Annotated in this window: 16 protein-coding genes; 9 read left to right on the plus strand and 7 right to left on the minus strand. The window is 45.9% G+C overall.

Annotation, left to right across the window (positions count from 1 at the left end):
* The first annotated feature begins 72 nt into the window (after window positions 1-72).
* The 6 genes from Enr17x_RS15595 (at window position 73) to Enr17x_RS15620 (ending at window position 5,806) form a co-directional block, all read left to right on the plus strand.
* Window positions 73-1,038, plus strand: coding sequence for a glycosyltransferase family 2 protein (locus Enr17x_RS15595; RefSeq protein ID WP_145310268.1), 966 nt, complete (start codon window positions 73-75; stop codon window positions 1,036-1,038).
* The gene (locus Enr17x_RS15600) at window positions 1,031-2,179 is read left to right on the plus strand and encodes a Gfo/Idh/MocA family protein (RefSeq protein ID WP_145310270.1); all 1,149 of its coding nucleotides are present in this window, start codon (window positions 1,031-1,033) and stop codon (window positions 2,177-2,179) included. Before Enr17x_RS15595 ends, Enr17x_RS15600 begins: the two co-directional genes overlap by 8 nt.
* Window positions 2,146-3,267, plus strand: coding sequence for an FkbM family methyltransferase (locus Enr17x_RS15605; protein WP_145310272.1), 1,122 nt, complete (start codon window positions 2,146-2,148; stop codon window positions 3,265-3,267). The genes Enr17x_RS15600 and Enr17x_RS15605 overlap by 34 nt, the downstream gene beginning before the upstream one ends.
* Before the next feature lie 97 nt (window positions 3,268-3,364).
* A complete protein-coding gene (locus tag Enr17x_RS15610) occupies window positions 3,365-4,234 on the plus strand; it encodes an FkbM family methyltransferase (RefSeq protein WP_198000593.1) in 870 nt (289 codons plus the stop codon).
* Window positions 4,231-5,412, plus strand: a complete 1,182-nt coding sequence (locus Enr17x_RS15615; protein ID WP_145310277.1) for an ATP-grasp domain-containing protein — start codon at window positions 4,231-4,233, stop codon at window positions 5,410-5,412. Before Enr17x_RS15610 ends, Enr17x_RS15615 begins: the two co-directional genes overlap by 4 nt.
* Window positions 5,413-5,443: 31 nt before the next feature.
* Complete coding sequence (locus Enr17x_RS15620) at window positions 5,444-5,806, plus strand: EamA family transporter (protein WP_145310279.1); 363 nt, start codon at window positions 5,444-5,446, stop codon at window positions 5,804-5,806.
* 56 nt (window positions 5,807-5,862) lie between these two features.
* On the opposite strand, the gene Enr17x_RS15625 is transcribed toward Enr17x_RS15620, so the two are convergent.
* Window positions 5,863-6,837 carry a hypothetical protein gene (locus Enr17x_RS15625; RefSeq protein WP_145310281.1) on the minus strand — a complete coding sequence of 325 codons (975 nt, stop codon included), beginning with the start codon at window positions 6,835-6,837 and terminating at the stop codon, window positions 5,863-5,865.
* An 89-nt stretch (window positions 6,838-6,926) separates the two neighbouring features.
* Window positions 6,927-8,330 carry an NHL repeat-containing protein gene (locus tag Enr17x_RS15630; RefSeq protein WP_145310284.1) on the minus strand — a complete coding sequence of 468 codons (1,404 nt, stop codon included), beginning with the start codon at window positions 8,328-8,330 and terminating at the stop codon, window positions 6,927-6,929.
* Window positions 8,331-8,488: 158 nt separating this feature from the next.
* On the opposite strand from Enr17x_RS15630, the gene Enr17x_RS15635 reads away from it, so the two are divergent.
* On the plus strand, window positions 8,489-12,004 hold the full coding sequence (locus tag Enr17x_RS15635; protein ID WP_198000594.1) for a PSD1 and planctomycete cytochrome C domain-containing protein: 3,516 nt from the start codon (window positions 8,489-8,491) through the stop codon (window positions 12,002-12,004).
* Between the two features lie 42 nt (window positions 12,005-12,046).
* Window positions 12,047-13,522 carry a DUF1501 domain-containing protein gene (locus tag Enr17x_RS15640; RefSeq protein ID WP_145310289.1) on the plus strand — a complete coding sequence of 492 codons (1,476 nt, stop codon included), beginning with the start codon at window positions 12,047-12,049 and terminating at the stop codon, window positions 13,520-13,522.
* Window positions 13,523-13,552: 30 nt separating this feature from the next.
* On the opposite strand, the gene Enr17x_RS15645 is transcribed toward Enr17x_RS15640, so the two are convergent.
* The 4 genes from Enr17x_RS15645 to map all read right to left on the minus strand — a co-directional run bounded on the left by Enr17x_RS15645 (window position 13,553) and on the right by map (window position 19,365).
* The gene (locus Enr17x_RS15645) at window positions 13,553-15,166 is read right to left on the minus strand and encodes a N,N-dimethylformamidase beta subunit family domain-containing protein (RefSeq protein ID WP_145310291.1); all 1,614 of its coding nucleotides are present in this window, start codon (window positions 15,164-15,166) and stop codon (window positions 13,553-13,555) included.
* Between the two features lie 80 nt (window positions 15,167-15,246).
* Complete coding sequence (locus Enr17x_RS15650) at window positions 15,247-16,137, minus strand: acetamidase/formamidase family protein (protein WP_145310294.1); 891 nt, start codon at window positions 16,135-16,137, stop codon at window positions 15,247-15,249.
* A gap of 60 nt (window positions 16,138-16,197) precedes the next feature.
* A complete protein-coding gene (locus tag Enr17x_RS15655) occupies window positions 16,198-18,375 on the minus strand; it encodes a GDSL-type esterase/lipase family protein (RefSeq protein WP_145310297.1) in 2,178 nt (725 codons plus the stop codon).
* 198 nt (window positions 18,376-18,573) lie between these two features.
* Window positions 18,574-19,365, minus strand: a complete 792-nt coding sequence (gene map, locus Enr17x_RS15660) for a type I methionyl aminopeptidase (protein WP_145310299.1) — start codon at window positions 19,363-19,365, stop codon at window positions 18,574-18,576.
* Window positions 19,366-19,580: 215 nt separating this feature from the next.
* On the opposite strand from map, the gene rlmB reads away from it, so the two are divergent.
* On the plus strand, window positions 19,581-20,366 hold the full coding sequence (rlmB, locus tag Enr17x_RS15665; protein WP_145310301.1) for a 23S rRNA (guanosine(2251)-2'-O)-methyltransferase RlmB: 786 nt from the start codon (window positions 19,581-19,583) through the stop codon (window positions 20,364-20,366).
* Between the two features lie 23 nt (window positions 20,367-20,389).
* Here the strand turns inward: rlmB and Enr17x_RS15670 are convergent, their stop codons facing one another.
* Window positions 20,390-23,548 (minus strand): efflux RND transporter permease subunit, encoded by a 3,159-nt coding sequence (locus Enr17x_RS15670; RefSeq protein WP_145310303.1) that lies wholly within the window; start codon window positions 23,546-23,548, stop codon window positions 20,390-20,392.
* Window positions 23,549-23,566: the final 18 nt, after the last annotated feature.

Below are 23,566 nucleotides of genomic sequence, written 5' to 3' on the forward strand. Positions count from 1 at the left end.
AATGCCATCCAACATCCCCATATTATTAATTGGAATGGCAATTTCGACTAAGTCCAACAGTAGATTTTTCACATGCCTGATTTAAACAGCATAAAAGCACCGCACATTAGTGTTGTAACTCCGATTTATGGATGCTGTGAAGTTATTAAAGAACTTTACCAAAGGCTGGCTAGCACACTACTCTCAATAACTGAGTCTTATGAAATCATCTTAGTAAATGATGCAAGTCCTGATAATGCGTGGGATGTAATACAAGAACTAGCTAGAAAAGATAGTCGCGTTAAAGGAATCAACTTTTCAAGGAATTTTGGACAACACCATGCTATTACCGCTGGACTTCACTTTTCAAAGGGCGATTGGATTATTGTCATGGATAGTGACTTACAGGACCAGCCGGAGGAAATCCCAAAGCTATATGCCAAAGCAATGGAAGGTTATGATTTAGTTATTGGAATCCGGCTTCGGCGGCAGGATACATACTTGAAAAAGTTTTTTTCAAAAATTTTCTACAGAACGATATCGTACTTTACAGATTCAAAAATCGATAATCGAATTGGCAACTATGGTGTTTATTCGAGGAAAGTGATTCATAACATCTGCAAGCTAAAAGAACAAAACCGATCATTAGGCCTGTTTGCCTTATGGGTAGGATTCCGCCGAATTGAAATTCCTATACAACACGCGCGTAGGCCTTATGGTAAGTCGGGTTACAATTTTACTCGAATGCTTAATCTGGCAATCAGTAGCATTATTGCACATTCCAATAAGTTATTGGGACTATTTGTAAAAATCGGATTTGCACTTGCCTGCTTTTCGCTAATTTTTGCTGCATGGCTTGTGTTCCGATACTTCTACTGGGGTATTCCAGTCATTGGCTGGACAAGTTTAATTGTATCTATCTATCTCACAGCTGGTTTAATCATTTCCGTTATTGGCATTGTTGGGATCTATATTGGAAAGATCTTTGATGAAGTAAAAGGAAGACCGCTTTACATTATAGAATCGACCACTTTTGAGATGAGTCCTGACAATGACTAAATCATTTAAACTTGGTTTTATAGGTGGTGGAATTAATTCAGCCGTTGGCACCACACACTTTATCGCATCTCAAATGGATGAACGCTTTAAAGTTGAGGCGGGTTGCTTCAGTCGGAATACTGAAACGAACCATCAGACATCTGAGCGTTGGGGAATTGCACCTGAAAGACGTTATGCTACATTTGCTGAATTATTAAAACAAGAAAAAGATCAACTCGATGCGATCGTTGTACTGACACCAACCCCCGATCATGTCATCCCAGTTACCCAAGCCATAAAAGAAGGTTATGCTGTCATTTGTGAAAAGTCATTAGTATGTTCGAGTGCTGATGCTGTACTAATCCAACAACTTCAAAATGAGACTAACGGTTTTTTGGCCGTAACATATAACTATACTGGCTACCCAATGTTGAGGGAGCTGAAGCAGTTAGTTGATCAGAATCAATTGGGTACTGTTAAGCAGATTCACATTGAAATGCCTCAGGAAGGATATGCACGGCTTAATCAGGATGGTAATCCACTCGCACCACAGCAATGGCGATTGCACGATGCAGAACTACCAACACTTTCACTCGATCTCGGGGGCCATGTCCACAATATCATCGATTTTATCACCGGAGAGAAACCACTGGAACTTGTAGCAATGCAAAGTAGTCTCGGTCGATTCCGTCAAGTTGTTGATAACACAATGTGCATCGCGCGTTATACAAATAACATTGAGTGTAATATCTGGTTTAGTAAGTCGGCACTTGGCTATCGGAATGGACTTCGTGTGCGGGTCTTTGGTGATGAAGGATCTGCAGAATGGCACCAAATGGATCCAGAATATTTAACTTGTAATGACAATCGAGGACACAAGACCATTATGGATCGCGCCAGTGTCGACGTCAGTGTTGCCCATCTTCCACGGTACAACCGGTTTAAATCTGGACACCCGGCAGGATTTCTGGAAGCATTCAGTAATCTCTATTGGGATATTGCAGAAAATTTGGATTCATATCAAAAAACGGGTGTGCAAACCACATCGCAATATGTTTTTAATACGAATCATGCGCTGGAGGGACTCGTCATGTTCGAATCAATAGCACAATCATCTAAAGAGCATTGTTGGGTATCCGTCAATCTTCCGGGGAAATCATGAAACCATTAATTCATATGCTTGATATTGATTCTTATCCTGAAAACCAGAATGCGATTGTGTTCTGTGATAAATTTCTTCATGGCAAAGCTCCCAAATACATATTAGGGCGAAATGAGTGGGCCCAAAGTATCGCTGAGATTGTTGAGGTCGATGGTTTTATTGATGATTTTACTAAAGACAAAGAATTTTTAGGAAAACCGGTTTTACGGATCGTTGATTTACCTGAAAACGGGATGGTTGTTTCGGCGAATGTGTTAGGGCGTCCCCTTACCGTCCAAAAAAAATTAAACGAAAGGAACGTTCGCCATATTGATTATTATGCCTTTCGAAAATATATCGGCAATCGACTAAAACCGGTTATGTTTTGGGATCATTTTAAATCTGATTTTGAATCGAACCGAGATAAATATGAGTGGATCTATCAATTACTTCAAGACGAACAGTCAAAGAAAGAGTTTACAAAAATTGTGAACTTTCGACTCTCCAGTGATCTCACCTACATGACTGGCTTTACCGATGCCCAACATCGTCAATATTTTGAAGACTTTCTTAACCTGCAATCAGAAGGGGAAATTTTTATTGATGTGGGAAGTTTTGATGGATATACCAGTCTTGAATTCATCAAGCGTTGCCCGAACTATGCTGGCGTGCATATTTTTGAACCAGAACCCCAAAATATGTCTATCGTAAAACAAAAGTTGAAAGGCTATCATAATTTAACATTCCATTCTTGCGGGTTATCAAATCAGGCGCAAACACTATGTTTTTCTGTCAATGGTTCTGCTTCTCGAATCAGTGAAGAGGGTGAGATTCAAATTAAAGTAGATCGCCTTGATGATCGTATCCCCCCCCCCGTTACTTTCCTGAAAATGGATATTGAAGGCGGAGAAGTGTCGGCAATTGAAGGGGCCCAGAGCACAATTAGCAAGTACCACCCCAAACTGGCAATCAGTGTTTATCACCTCGCCGATGATTTCTGGAATATCCCGGAAAAAGTTCTCTCTATTCGCGACGATTACGATATTTTTCTTCGGCACTACACTGAAGGTGTTGTGGAAACTGTAATGTTTTTTGTCCCAAAGCAGTAACGAGATCAGGCTTGTTTCAGAATGCAATTTTAGACTGAAATAGATGATGACATACTGATAAATTAATTCCTCACCAATGCCTAAGAACAAAATTTCAATGAATAATCATGAATTAGACAAAAAACTCCAGCGACTTTATAAAAGCATTAATGATATTTTACCAACGGTCATTGATTTTGAGACATTTAGTCTGGAAGTAGATAAAAGTGGCGCCAGTATTTACAGATCTGAAGAACAACTTTTATTTAGTAAAAATAAAGTATTCAATGAGATCCAACAAAAATATTCACCTGCATTCGTGATTGATATCGGAGCAAATGTAGGGTTTTCGACTTTAGTCTTCTCCCAGGCTTTTTCTGAAGCGCAAATCATAACCGTAGAGCCTAACTTGAATCTTGTAGATTTCATCGAAAGAAATTGCAAAAACAACGGCATTAACAATGTCCAAATCATTCAGAAAGTTGTTGGTGAGAATCATTCAGGATATGTATCTTTCCTGATAAATCAGGTCATGAGTGTAGACAGTCGAGTACATGGGCTGAAAGGTGATTATGACAGCCTTACTGTTGAGGAAACATCGATAGACCAGCTTATCACTGATCTCCAATGCGTAAAAGAAGATACAATCTTTATAAAAATTGACACTCAGGGTTTTGAAGAACGAGTTATCAATGGAGCCAGAAAAACATTGGACGACTTCTCAAACTACTGTGTGATGATGGAATTTGCCCCTTTCTGGCTTATGGAAGCCGGCACAGACCCTGTATTGTTTCTGCAAAAACTATGCACCAGTTACAATGTGTGCGAATTTCCATCAACAATGCTTTATTTTCAAGATACTCTTGATGAAATACAAAAAAAGACGTTGAGTGAAGCAGATGCGAAAGATTTCACAAACTACACCAAGTCATTACGAAGAAACGAAAAAGGCTGGTGTGATCTAATGATTTTTAGAAATGAAGAATGACCAGCAAAAAACTCTTAATCGCCGGTGGTGGCTATGCTGAGATCCCCCTGATCCTTGCTGCGAAAGACCTTGGTTTTCGCGTAATAACCAGCGGTAATCGAGAAAAGGATCTGGGACATCAATTTTCCGATCAGTGCTGTCTGGAAGATTTCTCCGACAAAGAGGCGATGTTAAAACTTGCGAAGTCTCTGAAGATCGACGCCATCTGCGCTTCCTGCAATGATTTTTCTGCATTAACTGCTGCTTATGTTGCAGAAAACCTTCAATTAGCAGGACATGATCCCTATAACACGACTCTCTTGATTCACCATAAAGACAGATATCGTGAGTTTGCCCAGAAGCATGGAATTCCCTCTCCACGCGCTGAAGGTTTTGATTCTATTGAAGGCGCATACAATAGTCTTCTGAACTTTCAATTCCCCGTCATAGTCAAGCCTGTTGATTTGACTGGTGGTAAAGGCATCTCGAAAGTCACAAATCTCCAAATTGCTAAAGCGAGTCTTGAAAAGGCATTTCAGATATCCCGTACGAAAAAAATTGTAATCGAAGAGTTTATTGAGGGAAGTCGGCACGGTTTATCAACATTCATTCGTGATGGACGAGTTGTTTTTTTCTTTAATGATAACGAACATTATTATCTCAATCCCTATCTGGTTTCTGCTGCATCGACCCCCGCTGATGTATCACCGGAAACGGCGACTATTCTTTGCAAAACAGCAGAAAAAATCGCATCATTACTCAAACTCAACACAGGTATTTTCCATATTCAATATATCCTCCGGCAGGACATACCTGTGATTATCGAAATTTGTCGCAGGGCACCGGGCGATTTATACATTCAATTTGTTCAACATGCTACCGGTATGGAATATCCCACATATATTGTCAAATCATCTGCAGGCATGAACTGTGATGATTTAACACAAATTGAACCACAAGGATTTTTTACACGACACTGCATAATGCCCCCCCGAAATGGAAGAATAAAAGAGGTTATCTTCAATCAATCAGTGAAAAATAACATTATAGACAAGATGATGTGGTGGAAACCGGATGAGCAGATTGATAATTTCCTGATGCAAAAGCTCGGGATTGTTTTCTTAAAATTCGGTTCAACCGAAGAAATGCGGCAAAAGACAGAACAAATGCCAAATCTGATTCGTGTTGATATGGCATAGTCACTTACCTTTATATAGTAAATTCAAGAACATGAACCACCTTTACATACTTCTAACGATTCTCTTTACTGTTTACGGACAAATCATCATCAAATGGCAAGTCCAACTTGCGGGTGCATTCCCTCAAAATGGAACTGAGAAAGTTAATTTTATCATCAAACTATTGCTCAACCCCTGGGTCATGAGTAGCTTCGTGTGTGCCTTCCTTGCTGCTTTGAGTTGGATGGCAGCCATGACAAAATTTCCTCTCAGCTATGCATACCCCTTTATGAGCCTAGCCTTTGTTTTGGTAATGTTTCTGAGTGCTCTCTTTTTTAAAGAGCCGGTTACGATACCTAAAACAATCGGATTAGCCCTCATCATTTTAGGTATCGTCATTGGAAGCAAAGGATGAAATCCAAGCGAGATCAACACACTTCTGCCATACTGACGTGAAAGACAGGCTTATTGCTAAGGCGTTCCTGCAGGCTTGGCTCGAATTAAATGCAAAAACGGCTGTGCTTCCGGCCAACTGCGAACTTCAGACAATTTGTCAGCGGGAACTTCAATTGATGTGAAACAATCAATCGAAATCTGGTCGTCAAACTTGCCTTCCAGATACCCAAACGGAATATTTTCGGCATCCTGTTCCGGTGTCCCATTTTTTATCCGTGCTGGAATATACAGGCTCCAGAATTTTGTCGGATCTTTTTCCGTCAGCATCTCAGTAAATCGCTGTTTCACTTTTTGACTAGCAGGTGAATCATCAAGATTGCGGTGTACGAGGATGGCCTGATACGCCAGCATCTTGTTCCAGGATTTCTCTGTGACCACATAATGAGAAAAATGCAAACGGTCATCAAAACCCAAATGAAGGGGGTTATATCGCGAAGCCGGCAGTGTTGTTCCAGCCGCCAGCAGATCCTGCATCTTGCGGGCATCTTTATGACGAATCGCATACATGAAGTGCATACCGCTGAAAGGAGTCGCCCAGCCTTTTTCCCGAACGGAATCTTTGAGACGAATAATCACATCACCATAGCGGGGAGAACCATGCGGCGGCCCGACACTGGCGAAAACCGCATCGAAAGCACCATACAGCAGGTTTTCCACCGCTGGTGTCGTATGCGTTAAGGAATCGTGCTGCAATTTCTCTTCGATTCTTAATGAAACCAGCGCTTTCTCTTTCAGTACATGTCGCAGATTTTCAAAGTGCAGACGGTTGATAATTGGGGCGGGCTTGTCTTCAATCACGTTCAGCAATTCTTGTTCTTCTGCAGAAAGCGGCGACAAAAACAGTTCGAACTCCGCCATTGTACATTGAGAACTGATTTCCAGCCATTTTTTGAGTTTCTTCGCATCCAGAGGCCGCTGAAACGGCAGTACATTAATGGCTTTCCGCCGCGTCTCCGCCAGGGGAGCCCCTGCTTGCTGGGATGGCGTCATAACCCGCTTTTTAATCACGGTCTGTGCAACACCAGACGAAATACCAGCTATAACCAAACAAAGGAAAACTAAAACGCGAACTGTGATCATTATTGGCTCAGTTTAATCAAAAAGATGTCGTTGCTGCCGCGGCTTTTCAAGTGATGACTCTGATACTGTGTGGCAGGAGAAAAGGCCCCGGAAAGGAAACAATGGTTGTTGTGATCGACGGCAATCGCATAACTCAGATCACTTTTATCACCTCCCAGCATTTCCAGCCAGTCGAGTTTTCCTTCTGGCAAGAAACGTGTGACAAATATATCCCGGCCTCCCAGCTGAGTCAGGTGTTTTCCCATGAATTCCACATCATCTGTAAACTCCCCAGTTACATAACAGTTACCGCCTCGGTCGACGGCAATCCCCAGACCATAATCGATCTTTTCACCTCCCCCGCAATACGCCCAGTCAGGAGTCCCGTCGGCATTGATGCGAGCGACGAAAATATCATATGCTCCCGTGCTTTTGAGAGTTGTGTTCCCAAATTGCGCCTCATTCTTAAACATCCCTGTCAGATAGCAGTTACCCTGTGCATCGACGGCAACGCCGGTGCTTAAACCATCTGCCTGCCCCCCTGAATTGGCGGACCAGAGCAGCTCACCTCCTGGCGATAACTTGGCAAGAAAAATATCCTTCACATTCGTATCGGTCCCCACTGTCTTCCCTGCCAGTTCTATCAGCCCAGTAATATAACCGCAGACATAACAGTTCCCTGTTTGATCCACGGCAATCTGGTGCCCACTCTGACCATGTTTATTACCGGCCAACTGAGTCCAGAGCACTTTTCCATCGGTATCATATTTAGCCACGAACAGAGAACGCCCCTGCTTGCTTTTGGATTGGAAATCCCCGAAAGTGACTTCTCCTGCAAACGAGCCAGCGACATAACATTCCCCGTCAGGCGTTACTGCAATACCATGTCCATAATCATATCCAGCTCCGCCTGCACTTTGTGCCCAGAGTAGCTCTCCTTCAGGATTATACTTTGCAATGAAATAATCGTAGTCCCCCTGATTTTTGAGAGTTTTGTCTCCAATCCGAAATGTCGGACTTTGAAAATGACCAGTCACATAAGAATTTCCTGCCTGATCGACGGCCACTGCATACCCGCGATCGATCTCAGTCCCTCCTGCTGTTTGGAGCCAGAGCAATTTTCCCTCGGGGTTATATTTCGCAAGTACGAAATCCATTTTTCCCCGGCTGGTCACACTCTGATCTGCAAATTGGGCCTGCTCGGTGAATTCGCCTGTAACAAAACAGTTTCCTGCTCCATCTACGGTGATGCCACGAATTTTATCATGTTTGCTGCCCCCAGCCTGTTCGACCCAGAGAATGGAACGGGGAGAGGATTTGGTTTCTCCCGCAAAGACGGGAGCCGCGAGCCACAGACTACTTATCAGGCAATACAAAACAAAATCAGAACAACGCGATCGACTCAGATACAAGAACCGTTTCATAGTAGGCTTTCATTATCAAAAACAGCTGCAGAACTATTTTATTAGCATATTTAAGAATCTATCATAAACGGCCTTGTCCTCATATAAAAGAGTGCTTATTGTAAATAACAGACACTCGCTCTATAAATCCTGTAGGAACAGAAATGTGGAGTCGTCCTATGAGATGGCAATGCGCCACTACCCTCTTGAGTTTGATCACACTCGCCCCCCTTTCGCTTTTCGCACAGACTTCTTCTATTGATTACAAAACACGAATCAAACCACTTCTGCAGGCCCATTGTTTTGCATGCCACGGAACGCTGAAACAAGAATCTGCACTGCGGCTGGATGCTGGGAATTTAATCCTTAAGGGAGGCGAAATTGGTCCTGCTGTCATCACCGGGAAACCACAAGAGAGTCTGCTGTATCAGGTTCTCATCGAAGATGCAGATTTCGAAATGCCCCCAGAAGGCCAGGGACGAAAACTGAAACCAGATGAAGTCCAGCTCATCAAAACCTGGATTGAACAGGGAGCTCGATTTCCAGCCGATGATCAACCTGAATCAGCCCCCTCTGACCACTGGGCCTTTCAACCCATCAAACGTCCTGCTATTCCTACTACAAAAAATCATGTGACAAATCCCATTGACGCCTTCATCACAGCGCGTCATGAGCAGGCTGGTCTGATTCCCCAACACAAAACAGACAAATCAACTTTACTCAGACGGGTCTATCTTGACCTTATTGGCCTGCCACCAACTCCCAAAGAATTAAATGCCTTTTTGAATGATACTAATCCTGATGCATACGAACGCGCGATTGAGGATCTGCTCAGCCGCCCGCAATACGGAGAGCGTTGGGGGCGGCACTGGATGGACGTCTGGAGGTATAGCGACTGGTATGGCCGACGCGGCGCCAAGGATATGACTAACAGTTATTCCCTGATTTGGCGCTGGCGAGATTGGATCATTCGTTCTGTGAACGAGGATAAAGGCTATGATCGCATGATCATGGAAATGCTGGCTGCCGATGAAATCGCTCCCAACGACAGAGAGAACCTGGTAGCTACCGGCTTTATTGTTCGAAATTTTTACCGTTGGAATTATCACACATGGCGCAAAGACAACGTCGAACATACTGCCAAAGCATTTTTAGGCTTGACGATGAACTGCTGCGAATGTCACGACCATAAATATGATCCCATCGGCCAGGAAGAATACTTTGCCTTCCGTTCATTTTTTGAACCCATTGATCTACGGCATGATCGCGTCCCAGGCGAACCCGACCCCGGAATTTTCCCTGATTACAAGTTGAGTGTCCGTAACGGCCCTATTCGAACGGGTATGGTACGCATCTATGACAGACACCTGGATGCCAAAGCGAAGTTTTACACAGGCGGCTTAGAGCAGAATATCATCAAAGGAAAACCGCCAGTTGAAGCAGCCGCTATTGGTTTTCTGGGAGGGAACCAGCTTCCAGTCACTCCCATTTCATTACCGGTCACCGCCTGGTATCCCGGCTTGAAACCGTTTGTGATTGAAGAAGAAACAAAAGCGCGCGAAGCTGCTTACCAAATTGCATTGAACGCATGGGAACAACAGAAATCACAACTGGAAAAGAATCTTCATCAACAGGAAACGCAACTGGCCAATCTTCTCATAACAAGAAATAAGAGACAATCAGAGAATCAACAAACACGGGTCACCAATCACCAGGCGCTGCAACTGAACGCCAGCCAGGGACGTCGCACACTGGCACATGAAATATCCAATTGGAAATCGTTTGATTCAGAAACACAGGTTCATTTTCAACTCAGAATTTTGACCGAGAGTCTGGTGAACTTTCAACTTTCGAACGATTTATCAGGTGGCAGAACAAATCTGTACGTCGCTTTTGAAAGCGGTAAGATTAATACCTATGCCCCGGGAACCACTGGAATGAAAACTGTCGGAAATTACAAAGTCAATCAGGAAAATCGAGTATTTCAAGTCACTCTTCTTTTGAAACCAACCGAAGATATCGCTGAGTTGACAATCACAGATACAACCGCGCCTGAAGTCATCGTGGACAATCAGCCGATCGCCCTCAATGGTTGGAATCCTGCTAATTCAACGAACCGTGGTCTGTTTCTGGATTCACATCCCGGTAGTGTTGCGGAGTTTGATAAAATTATCTTTGTTGGTAAAGGCGCTCAGGAGCTACAGCGGTTCGATTTTGAGTTTCCCGGTTATCGCCAGGGAGAAGACATTCCTGGAATTGAAAACTGGTCGGTCACACGTTTCAGCACCGGCGCAGCAACTTCTCAAGTCGTTTTAAACAGACCTCTCTCAGAAGCAGAACAAAAATGGCAGCAACAGGTCACAGAGGCAACACAAAAGCGGGATCTGGCAAAATTAACTCGAGATTCAGTTCAGCTAAAACTTCAGGCAGCCCGTGATGCAAAAGCTGAATATGCGGCTCGTGTCCGTGCAGCCACAGCACGCCACATTAAAAAAACAACGAATTTCAAAGTTTTAGAACAAGCTGCCAGTCAGGCTGAATGGCAGGCACATTTGAGTCAGGCGGAGTCTGAGCACAAAACAAAAGAACTTACTTTAGTGCAGACGAAAACGTTGCCGCAAACAAACAAGGAACGTGACAAAAAAGTCACGACGGCACAGAAACAGCTGACTCAGTCACAGGTGAAGTTGAACGCTGCCCGTAAACCGCGAGAGAAATCATCCACAGAATATACCAGCCTCAGCCGCATCTTTCCCCAACAGAGCACCGGAAAACGAGCCGCGCTCGCCCGCTGGATCGCTACTCGTGAAAACCCTTTGACGGCACGTGTTGCTGTCAATCATATCTGGATGCGTCATTTCGGTCAGCCGCTCGTCAAGTCGGTTTATAACTTTGGTCGTAGCGGCGCGTCTCCCACACATCCAAAGTTGATCAACTGGCTGGCAGTAGAATTCATGGATCATCAGTGGAGCATCAAGCATCTGCATCGTTTGATTCTACTCAGCGATACTTATCAGCTCAGTTCAAAAGGCTTGGCCCCCGAACACACGAATCTGAGTAAAGACCGCGATAACATCCTCCTCTGGAAGTTTCCCACCAATCGCATGGAAGCAGAAGTCATTCGTGACAGTCTATTCTACCTCGCGAATGACCTCGATCCAAAAATGTATGGTCAGGAACTGGAACAGGACCAGGGGCTGATCACGAACCGACGCAGTCTATATTATTCGCATCATGGTGAAGCAAAAATGGAGTTTCTGGAGTTGTTCGATGGTGCCAGCGCGACCGACTGCTACCAGCGTACCACCAGCATCATGCCGCAACAGGCGCTGGCGTTGACTAACAGTGAACTGACCGTTCAGAAAAGTCGTAAAATTGCTGCTCAACTCTGGCTCCAACAACATTCCGACATAGAAAAACAAAAGACAACACCAGATAAACAACAGGCGTTCGTTCAGCGTGCGTTTGAATTAATCCTGTCCCGTCCTGCCACAGAGAAAGAACAGTCTGCAGCACTCCATTTTCTGACGAGACAGGAACTGCTGTTTTCCAAATCGACAACAAAACCAATACAAGATCAAAAGCAAAAACCTATAACCGGTTATAGTCAACCGGCCCCACAACCGGCAGCTCGTGCACGCGAAAGTCTGGTTCAGGCGTTATTCAGCCATAATGACTTTGTCACCATCCGTTAAAATCACATATGGTCATCCGCTTTACACGGCAGGATTGAATTTATGAAACACGATATTTCATCAACAACACCGCAATGCAGTCGCATTCGCCGTCGCACCTTTTTGGCAGATCTTGGTTTCGGTGCAACCGGCATGGCGTTGAGTACACTGCTGGGAAGTGAAAACCAGACACGAGCCGCTGGTCCCACAGATGGCCCTCACTTTACCCCTAAAGCCAAATCCGTGATCTGGGTATTTCTCTCCGGTGGTTATAGTCAGATGGAAACGTTCGACCCCAAACCCGAACTTAATAAATATGCAGGAAAGACATTTTCGGATACAATCTACCCCGATCCCTTTAAAGATCCACGCTACAAAGAACGGGCGCGTTCCGTGGTCCAGGTAAAACGCGAGCATTCCAAAATCATGCCGATGCAGGTCGGATTCAAAAAGCACGGAGAATCAGGAATTGAAATGACAGACTGGTGGCCGCACCTGTCGACCTGTGTTGATGACATTTCCTTTGTCCGTTCCATGTATACGACTGATAACGACCATGCAGCTGAATATCAAATACATCACGGCAGGCATAAACTTGATCAGAAACAACCAGTTATTGGTTCCTGGCTCAGCTATGGTTTAGGCAGTTTGAATCGGAATTTACCTGAATATGTTTTCTTAGGCTCATATACCGACACTCGCGTGAAAGAAAACTTCAATCCCGATTACCTCGGCCCCAAATACATGGGAGTCGAACTTTCTCTGGATCCGAAGAACCCTCTTCCCTTCGGTACCCGCCCTCAAACGATGCTGGAGCAGGAACAGGCCAATCAATATGCCTTTATCAATGAGCTGAATCAGATTGCGGCCGTGGAGTACCCCAGTGATGAGAAATTGCGTGCCCGCATCAATTCCTACGAATTGGCATTTCGCATGCAAACATCGGTTCCTGAAGTGCTGGAGTTAACAGAGGAAACTCAGGAAACGCAAAGTCTCTATGGGATTGATGAGAAAGAGACCGCCATTTACGGACGTCGCCTGCTGGCAGCGCGTCGTCTGGCAGAACGGGGCGTACGATTTGCTCAGGTCTACTTAAGCGGCTACGGGGAGTGGGATTCACATCAGAAGCTGAAAGAGAATCATACCCGCTCCTGCAAACGTGTTGACAAACCGGTTGCCGGCCTGTTGAAAGACCTGAAACGGCGCGGAATGTGGGACGACACGGTCGTCGTGTTCTGTACCGAATTTGGACGAACGCCGGCTGTCGAAAATCGAGGCAATGCCAAGATGCCCAGTGGGCGGGATCATCATCCGCATGGCTTTACGGTCTGGTTTGCCGGAGCAGGAATCAAACAGGGACACGTCCACGGCGCCACGGATGAGCTTGGCTTCCATGCTATCGAATCCCCTCACTATGTGACGGACATCCATGCCACCCTGTATCACTTACTCGGGCTGGATAGCCACAAACTGGATATCCCGGGGCGAAAACGCCTGGAAATCGATTATGGGAAACCGATTCTGGATATCATTACCTGATCGCTTTGGAGTAATCGATTCACCTCAGTTCTAATTTGTAAATCGATCAATCACATTGCGAGAAACGCGCGAGACATTCTCGTCAACCAGCATCGATGTGATCCAGCAGATGGAACCGACCGAAAAGACTTCCCCCCCCGACGAGGTTTGAAAATGCACCATATCCGCACCACCCCGATCAGGGTTCGTCCCTTGTGCGACTAGATGAACCTCAGTTGGCGAACTGGCAGATATTTTGTCGGTCTCATGCCCGGAGGCGCCGCCCGGAATGCGCATATGCTGGCTTTCCGTCCCAAACAGGTCGTCTTGTTTTAAGTTGGTTCCATTAAAACACCAGTGTTGATCATCGATTACCTTATAAGGGGCTCCTGTCATGATACCGGCAAAAGAAAACACAACCCCCAGCAAATTCGCCTCTGATTCCTGTCGCGCGTGATAGCGGCTTTCAAAAGTCGACTCCGATTCCGGAATCGGCGGATCCATGGCCACACCACACCATTTAGTGCAGTCGGTATTGTGATAGACAACCCGATGTTCATCTAGAAATTCGACTTCACAGTTTAAGCCGTTGCCTCCGAGATAAATCAACCGCCCTCCAGACTCAAACACCCAGGATTTCAGTCGGTCATACATCTGCTTCGACCAGTACTCGGGATGCGAACTCAGAATCAGAACTTTGTATTCATCCAGCGGCAATTGGTCAAAATGAAACTGGGTTTCGCTGTAATAATCGTATGCAAGCCCCTGCTCTTCCATCCAGCCCAGCAGTCGCCATTCCGAATGCAGCATCCCACAACCCATTCGGCTATAAATCGGATCGCGAAGCTGCTCATTTAAATCAATATGCAGATAAGGTTGAGGCCGTTCCAGGGATAACGGGGGATACTCCTCAACATAATACGCCCCAAATGATGGTTTGAGGTACCGCCTCAATTCCTGTCGGCTGTTGACCACAGGAGTAGACGGCAGTCCTTCCGGGTTGAGATAATTACTGCGTCCGCCGAAACTGTTATAGGCATTCCAAGTCAGATCACTGGCAAGAATGGCAATATCGGATTGTGGTGTTTTGGGTGAAACCACCCAGGGATAAGTAAACACATCCCCCGATTTATTACTCAAATGAAACATATACAAGCCGGATTGTTCCGGTGCAGCGACAGTCTGCTTCTGCGTGACCGTACGGTAACCGACGTTATTCCAGTCAACCCCATTCCGAGTGTAGTCACCGTCCGGTGTAATCTGTAGATTCGACAGTGGGGCATGGTCGTCAAACGTGCCTATCCGCCGAACATACTCTTTTTCTTTTCCATACTTCCACAGTTCCAGACTGTACTCCGAAGTCGAGTGCACGCGGAACTCCGAAGACTCTCCAGCACTCACACACCGCGGCCAGGCAAAACCATACAATTTTGTGGACAGCAAGCGAAACTGATACACCTGTCCCGGTTCCACCTGTAGCTGAACGCGTTTGGCGCAATAATCCCGATGTTGCAGAATCACTTCATACGCACCAACGGGAAGATCGAGAACCACAGCCCCCGATGCTGTCGACCGCGTGCTGAAAAAACGCCCCTCCGATTGAAATTCGACAGCAACATCGTAGAGGGCTCGATAATTTTCGTCGCTGACATATCCAATAAGCATTAAACCGATTCCAGTGACTGATGTGAATTCATGCTGTGAGACGCATCACATGTCTAATGTGAACACGAAATATGAGAAGTTCAAGAAGGATACTCAACATATTGTTTCGCTATTTTGACCGCCAGACCGCCACCTTCATAATAGCCCATTGAGATTTCAGCGACATGTGTCAGCAAATCATAGGCCCGCCAACGATTCCAGCCATAGTCGGCTTCCAACCAGAGAATCATCTGGGCAAAGGCCTCTGCAGTGGCACGCTCCATCGGAGTCCCGCTGGCGACGGTAATGATCTCCTCAGGAGACTCAATGCGCGGCCCGGCAATTGTTTTGCCTTTCACCAGGTCAATCGTCAATGCCGTTTGAGAGGCCATCTCCAGTCCCGTCGCCGACAATTCTCCCTGCCCCATTGCCGCGTGTGCATCCCCCAGGTAGAGCAACCCCCCCGTGACAAACACTGGAAGATAGAGCGTATTCCCGACAGTCACTTCTCTGATATCCATATTGCCGCCATGAGGGCCTGCCGGCATCGTGCTAGGCATCCCATATGCGGGCGTTGTTCCAATACACCCCAGCATCGGCGTATAAGGAATTTTGATTTTCTCACTCCAATAGACGAACCCATCCTCAATCGGGCAGACATGTGCTCCGTCCGGTACATCAGTTCCCAGCCATTGACAGAGTTGCTTGGGATTGCCCGTGTAAGTTGCACATTGTCCATCGCGAGACTCAATGGCTTCAATTTTAATCGCCAGCATATCACCAGGCTCTGCTTCTGAAATATAAATTGGCCCTGTCACTGGATTACTGAAAGGTACCTTGGCTTTATCTCTACGATCGCCGGCTTTTCGAATCTGCCCTGAAAGGGCATCTTCCGTTTCAACCTGGATGGTTTCACCAGGCTCGATATGCAATCGTGGTTCTTGCTGACGATTAAATTCATATTGAAATGAATCAAAAGAAAGACGTTTCATCTCCGAGTCCTCATGGCAGGAGTGGCAGCTTATTTAATGGTTCAAAATGACTACAGTGGCTCAATCTAATTGAGAATGCAGCCACTGCAGCACGATCTCATTCGCCTTTACCGTTTGATTTGGTTTCCGATCGACAAGTGTCAGATCCTGCCCTTTAACTAACTGTCGCGTCAGCTGATCATACTCAGGTTCTGTAAGTGAGGGGGCAAAGACATCGGGATGAAACACCACACAGTCCCAGCCTCCTTTTCCAAAATTGAGTGAATAGTTCATTGTCCAGATAAAACTATCAATAAATTCTTCGCGCGAATTAAATTTTGCTTCTCTTGGAATCGCCAACAGGACCAGATCCGGTTTCTGAGAACGGATCATCACTTTGGCATCCGTTTCAATCTGACGACGTGTCTTGCCTTTCGTCTCCCAACTCGTCACTTTCAATTGAGATTTTGGCGCGATTTGACTGATGGCAGATTGAATCATTGTGTCTAATGGAGGCATGGCAATAATGTGGATGGGTTGACTTTTTTCAAGTTTGGTTTTGGTATGCGGAATCGCCAGTTCAGGAGGCATCACATCATTCAGAGATACTATTTTTCCGGTAATGGATGCAGCGATCAGTTCGGCCATCTTCTTATGACCGGCCATATTCGGATGAATTTCATTACTCATCATCAAGCGTAATTCCTGAGGATTCTGCTCCCCGAGAACATCCATCTTTTTATTACAGTCGCAGACTGGTACTTGCATTTCCTTGCCGACTTCTTGAACCATCGCACAATACTGAGCCAGTTTATCTTTGGGGTGCCCTTTACCAGGTAACACGGCATTCGGAGTACACAAAAGGACTTCAGAGCCGACACCGTGACAGAACTTGACAATGCGGCGTAAATTGTCTTGGTATTGCTTCAGCGACAGTTTCCCCATGTCGTTCAGCCCAAACATCACTGTTACCAGATCAGGTCGTTGCTTCAGAACATCCCGCGCGATCCGCGCCAAGGCATTGGCAGTAGTATTCCCACTGATACCGGCATTGACCATCGTCAAGTCTGCCTGTGGTATAGCCTTCTTTATTGCAATTCCCAACATATCGGTATAAGCGCGGCGACTGCCTGTGTGATAGTAAACTCCGGTGACGCTATCTCCGAAGCAGACAATTTTGACAGGCTTTCCCGTTTTTAATTTCTCAATTGTTTTTGGAAGCCCTGCTTCAATAGATGCCTTTTCACTCACCTTTTTAAACCAGTCTTTGGGAATATCCAGCATCCAGACTTCACTGTTGAGTGGCTGCGCGTGCCCTCCGGCTAACCAGATTTTATCTTGAAATACAAAGGCGGAATGCTCGTGCCGTTCTTTCCAGACGACATCTGACTTCAGTTCAGTCCAATTCTTACCGTCCTGTGAATACCAGGCATCGTTTTTATTTTTGGCCGGGTTATTCGACCACCCACCGATGACCCAAATCCGGTCGCGATAAACAACGGTCGAAAACCACAAACGTTCGTGCCAGGGTGCTTTGGCTGTTTCCTGTTTCCAGTGAATACCATCTTCAGAACTCCAGACATCATTAGTTGCATGATATTCAGGAACATAATTCCCGCCACCGAAGACATAGATTTTTCCGTTCAGCACCGCCGCCTGGTGATAAGCCCGCGGCGACCAACCTGCATTATCTGTCGCCAGAGCCCATGTTTTGCCATCAGAAGAATACCAGACATCATTTTTCAGACTTTTCTCGTCCCCAAAGTAATAGTTTTCGGTTCCTCCCAGAATCCACATTTTCCCCTTGAATTGAACCAGGGCCGCCGCTGCTCGAGGAGTCCACCCTGCCTGCTTAGTCTCCAGATTCCAATGTTTCCCATCAACGGATGACCAAACCTGATTTCCTGCGGAATGCCCTTTGAGTCGGCCGTTATACCAGCCCCCCATCAACCACATTTTATCTTTGAAAGTGGTTGTCATTGGAAGGTCACTGTGGATCCAGGGGGCCTGCTTCGTCACAAGCTCCCAACTCTTCCCGTTTGCAGACTTCCAGACATCACGTGGCGGTGCCTCGTAGGAATTGAACCAGCCACCAAAGATCCATAAGTGGTCTTTAAACACGAGTTCCCCTTGAGAATCACGTGGCTGCCAACCCGCTTTCTCGGTGACTTGAACCCAGTTTATTTTTTTTTCTTCAGCAAAGACTGAACTGGCAATAAGCAGAAAAGAGAGTGTGATCAGGAGGACTTGGCGAATCATGCTAGCTCCATGTACTGGATTCCCTGGAGGAAAGAAACATGCGAGGCGATATAATCAATCGGAGGTATCTTCTACGATACCCGTTTATTTCGCGTCGTTGCAAGCCAGTGCAGCTAACAAGCTTTAAGAACAGAGATAAAATTGACTTATAGAAACGGAATCCGCTTGCGATAAGGCATTTGGCCGACTTCTGAATCTTTAAAACTGATGACCGGGCTGAGGCCCTTTTTCAGTCAGAGTCAATATTTCAGGGCCTTCTTCTGTCATCAGAATGGTATGTTCAAACTGAGCTGACAATTTGTTGTCTTTGGTACGTACAGTCCACCCATCACTACGGTCTTCGACTGTTTTCCAAGTTCCGGCATTCAGCATAGGCTCGATCGTAAAACACATCCCTGGCATCAAAAGATCCCGTTCTGATCCCGACACGGGATAATGAGGAATACCAGGGTCCGTATGAAATTCCCGTCCAATACCGTGGCCCTGATACTGTCGAACCACGCCATAACCTAGTTCTGTAGCATAATTGTAGATCACTTCACCAATTTCGATTACACTGGAACCAGGTCGAATCGCATTAATGGCAAGAAACAGCGAATCAAACGTCACTTGTACCAGTTTGCGCGCCTCCTCAGAAACATGGCCAATTAAGAATGTTTCTGACTGATCACCATACCAACCGTCAACAATGCTGGTAATGTCGACATTGACGATGTCCCCTTCATTGAGAACGGTCTCATCGGGGATGCCATGACACACGACTTCATTGATGCTGATACAGCAACTTTTAGGAAACCCCATATACCCCAGGGTTGCCGGCGTATGTCCATGAGAAACGGTATAATCGTGTACAATTTGATTAATCTCTTCTGTTGAAATACCCGCTTTCACAAACGAACGTAGATGATCCATCAATTGTGCATTAAACTGGGACGCAATTCTCAAACGTTCCCATTCAAATGGTTTGTATATGACTTGCTTTCCGGACAAAATAACCGCCTCTATGTTATTTTCAGTAATAAACTGTTACTAATTCATTATCGTATATCAAGGGCAGCCTGTTACTCGCATTCGCATTAAATGCGCCACTCCAAGTATACAAGACCACTTCTAAACGAAATGGCTTTCTTGCTCAACATCAGTCACTCTTGTTCTAGTCGAGTAAGCCATCATTTATAGAATAATCAACTTTTAAAAGAATTCCTATGGTTGGAAAGCATACTAAAGTAAAGAAAAATAAGCCCTTAATGGGAAACCATCAGAAATGCTGGATCTGGGGGCGCAATGCAGTGATGGAAACCTTGTCAGCCGGGTTCTGGAAAATCTGGGAAGTGCATCTTTCGGAACGATTGAATGCTGATGAAAAGAAAGCGGCAGAAAAACGAGCGGAGCAACTTTCAATTCCGGTTGTATTTGCTTCAGATAAAGATTTAACCCAGAAGTGCCGTGCCAGCGATCACCAGGGCATGATTGCGAAAATGGCGCCATTTCCCTATTCCTCGGCAACCGAAGTCACTCAAAAACAAGTCACTGCCCCACTGTTTCTAATCCTTGATCGGATTCAGGATCCCTATAATTTTGGAGCCATCATTCGCTCAGCGGAAGTACTGGGTTCTGATGGAATTTTTGTCGGGACAGATGAACAATGCGAAGTCACGAGCCTTGTCTGCCGAACATCTGCTGGCGCTGTAAACCGCATTTCGATCGCACAACACTCCGATCTTGTTCAATGCTGCCGTGACTTGAAACAAGAAAACATTTCGATTGTCGGCACGACAATGCAGGCACCAGAGATTCTATCAAGTCATAATTTTAAACAACCAACGGCGGTTATTGTCGGTAATGAAGGCTCTGGAATCAGTCCGACACTACTCAATGAATGCACTCACCTGGTCCGAATTCCACAACAGGGAAAGACAGAATCACTAAATGTCGCAATTTCTGCCAGCATCCTGCTGTACGAAGCCAGTCGTCAGCGCAATTTCGCATAATCAATGATTCTCTCTTTACACCATTAAGCAGAAGGCGTCGTCGAACTTGCCGTTCCATCCGTTTCCGGAACAGATTGACTCCCTGAGACCCATTCACTGATTTTTTGAACGATTACATACATCACTGGCACCATGACCACACCGAAGAGCGTAGCTGCAGTCAAACCTGCTACAACAGCAGTCCCCAGAGCCTGTCGGCTGGCAGCCCCCGCACCGGCTGCAACCGCCAGTGGAACGGCACCTAATATCGCACTAAAGGCTGTCATCAAAATTGGACGGAATCGTAGAAAACAAGCTTCGACTGCCGCATCGGTGATCGACTTTCCAGCCTCACGTTGCAGTTTGGCAAATTCCACAATCAGAATCGCATTTTTACTGGCCAGTGCAATCAACAACACAAACCCCACCTGGGTATAAATATTATTATCAAAGCCACGAATCATTGTGGCGAAAATCGCACCAAATATTCCCAGTGGGACGGACAGAATCACCGAAAGCGGAATCGACCAGCTTTCATACTGAGCACACAAAAACAGATACACGAAAATCAGCGCCATCGCAAAAATATACGGCGCCATATTTCCAGCGGCAATCTGTTGATATGCGATTCCCGTCCACTCATATCCAAAACCCTCAGGCAAGACTTCACCTGACAACTGCTCCATCCGATTAATCGCCTGCCCCGAGCTATATCCCGCAGCGGGGTTCCCGGTAATCGCAGCGGTGGGATACATATTGTAGTGGTCGACTTCCTGGGGCCCGGCTGAATTATTCACTTTAACCAGTGTATGCAGAGGAACCATACTCCCCCGACGATCACGTACCTTCAGGCGAGTGATATCATCAACCTTACTGCGATAGTCCTGCTCGGCCTGCACCATAACTTTGAACACACGATTGAACAGGTTGAAATCATTCACATAAGTGGAACCCAGTTCAGCTTGCAGAGTGTCAAAAATGGAATCGAGAGGAACTCCCATTTTGATCGCTTTTTCACGATCGATATCCAGGTAAATTTGAGGCACTGTGGCACTGAAACTGGTATTTAATCCAGTCAAAAGTGGATCGACATTTCCCTGGTCCATTAAGTCAGTCACCGCCATCTGGAGAACGTCAGAACCAGCGGATGTCTTATCTTGAATCTGGATCTGAAAACCACCGGCATTTCCCAACCCTTGAATCGCAGGAGGAATGAACGGGAAAGTAATCGATTCCTGGATCTGTGCCAGTTCCACATGCAGGCGTTTGACTAAAGCAAAGACACTTAATTCCGGGGATTGCCGTTTATCCCAGTTTTCCAGTGCAATGATTGTGGTTGAATAATTGGAAGCGTTCGAGTTATTCAACATCGAAAAGCCCCCCATCGTTATGACATTCGTAACGGCAGGAGTCGCTGAGGCAATTTTATTGATTCGGTTTTGAACTTCCCGGGTTCGATTCAATGAAGCACCGTCAGGCAACTGAGTATTAATGAAAATATAGCCCTGATCTTCGTTCGGCAAAAAGCCACCGGGGACTGACATGAATCCCACACCCGTTGCTCCGAAAATAACGAGTAGCGGTATCACCATGAAAAACGCACGCCTGACAAAGACCTTGACCATGCTGATGTAAACATTTAATGATCGATCGAAGCACCAGTTGAAGCCGCGAAAGAAAAGCCCCCGTCTTTCTTTTGTCGGTCGGAGCATAATTCCGCACATCGCCGGGCTGAGCGTCAATGCACACACTGAAGAAAACAGTGTGGCGATCGAAATTGTCAAAGCAAACTGACGATACAACCGACCTGTGATTCCCGGTAAAACCATCGTAGGCACGAACACAGCCAGCAACACAAGCGTGGTCGCGACAACGGGCCCGGTGATTTCCAGCATTGCGAGTTCTGTCGCTTTCTTAGGAGAACACTTCTCTGTATCCAGAATTCGGGTTACGTTTTCGACGACAACAATCGCATCATCAACGACGATCCCGATCACCAACACGATCCCAAATAATGAAAGCGTATTGATCGTATACCCCATCGCCAACATGACTGCCATCGTCCCCAATAGTGAGACGGGAATTGTCACGGCTGGAATCAGAGTCGCTCTGAAATCCTGCAAAAAGACAAAAATGGTAATGAAGACCAGACCGAGTGCAATATACAAAGTTGTCTCGACTTCATCGATGGATGCGGTTACGAACTCCGTTGAGTCATAAGGCACCGAATATTCCAGTCCCTGCGGAAAGTCTTTCTCCAGTCGCTTTAACACCTTTCGGCATTCATCAGCCACGTTCAGTGCATTGGCACCTGGAAGCTGATAAACGGCAATCAGAGCAGCCGGCTTTCCATCGAGCTGTGAATAACCGTTATAACTTTGCGCCCCCAACTCAACGCGGGCAACATCTTTAATTTGAGTGATCTGCCCTTCTTCACCTGTCTTAATAATAATATTGGCAAACTCTTTGGGGTCTGATAAACGTCCTAATGTGGTTACAGTCAATTGAAAATCCTGATCATCAGGACTCGGTTCCTGACCAATTTGCCCGGCAGCAACCTGCACATTCTGCTGACGGAGTGCGTTCACGACATCAGTTGTGGTAATGTTGCGAGTATCGAGCTGATTGGGATCCATCCAGATTCGCATCCCGAAATCCAGAGCATTGACCACACTGACATCACTGACCCCGTTTATTCGCTTCAGCTCATCGTTGATATAAATCGATGCATAGTTACTGAGATACAGACCATCAAAGGTTTCATCCGGGGAATTTAAGGCAATCACCAAAGTCATATTGGTGGACTTCTTCTTTGTAGTCACCCCTTCGCGTTTTACATCTTCCGGAAGCGTGGGATTAGCGATCGCCACACGGTTCTGGACCAGCACGTTTGCCATATCCAGATCGGTTCCCACATCAAAGGTCACCGTCAACGTCATATTGCCATCGCTGGTACTACTCGAAGACATATAGAGCATGTTCTCGACACCGTTAACCTGCTCTTCAATCGGTGTAGCGACGGTATCTGCAACGACCTGTGCATCGGCACCACGATAAGTCGCAGTGACAGCTACAGTCGGAGGCGTAATGTCCGGAAATAATTCAACCGGTAACAGAGGTAGTGCAATCGCACCAACAATCGCAATCACAATGGAAACGACACTGGCAAAGATCGGATGATAGATAAAAAACCGGGAAAACATCGTCGTCCGTTCCGTTAA

This window comes from Gimesia fumaroli (assembly GCF_007754425.1).
Taxonomy (GTDB): domain Bacteria; phylum Planctomycetota; class Planctomycetia; order Planctomycetales; family Planctomycetaceae; genus Gimesia; species Gimesia fumaroli.

Coding starts and splice junctions, on each gene's coding strand:
- Enr17x_RS15595 (WP_145310268.1), top strand. CDS start 73: ATGCCTGATTTAAACAGCATAAAAGCACCGCACATTAGTGTTGTAACT.
- Enr17x_RS15600 (WP_145310270.1), top strand. CDS start 1,031: ATGACTAAATCATTTAAACTTGGTTTTATAGGTGGTGGAATTAATTCA.
- Enr17x_RS15610 (WP_198000593.1), top strand. CDS start 3,365: ATGAATAATCATGAATTAGACAAAAAACTCCAGCGACTTTATAAAAGC.
- Enr17x_RS15615 (WP_145310277.1), top strand. CDS start 4,231: ATGACCAGCAAAAAACTCTTAATCGCCGGTGGTGGCTATGCTGAGATC.
- Enr17x_RS15620 (WP_145310279.1), top strand. CDS start 5,444: ATGAACCACCTTTACATACTTCTAACGATTCTCTTTACTGTTTACGGA.
- Enr17x_RS15625 (WP_145310281.1), bottom strand. CDS start 6,837: ATGACGCCATCCCAGCAAGCAGGGGCTCCCCTGGCGGAGACGCGGCGG.
- Enr17x_RS15630 (WP_145310284.1), bottom strand. CDS start 8,330: ATGAAACGGTTCTTGTATCTGAGTCGATCGCGTTGTTCTGATTTTGTT.
- Enr17x_RS15635 (WP_198000594.1), top strand. CDS start 8,489: ATGAGATGGCAATGCGCCACTACCCTCTTGAGTTTGATCACACTCGCC.
- Enr17x_RS15640 (WP_145310289.1), top strand. CDS start 12,047: ATGAAACACGATATTTCATCAACAACACCGCAATGCAGTCGCATTCGC.
- Enr17x_RS15645 (WP_145310291.1), bottom strand. CDS start 15,166: ATGCTTATTGGATATGTCAGCGACGAAAATTATCGAGCCCTCTACGAT.
- Enr17x_RS15650 (WP_145310294.1), bottom strand. CDS start 16,137: ATGAAACGTCTTTCTTTTGATTCATTTCAATATGAATTTAATCGTCAG.
- Enr17x_RS15655 (WP_145310297.1), bottom strand. CDS start 18,375: ATGATTCGCCAAGTCCTCCTGATCACACTCTCTTTTCTGCTTATTGCC.
- rlmB (WP_145310301.1), top strand. CDS start 19,581: ATGGTTGGAAAGCATACTAAAGTAAAGAAAAATAAGCCCTTAATGGGA.
- Enr17x_RS15670 (WP_145310303.1), bottom strand. CDS start 23,548: ATGTTTTCCCGGTTTTTTATCTATCATCCGATCTTTGCCAGTGTCGTT.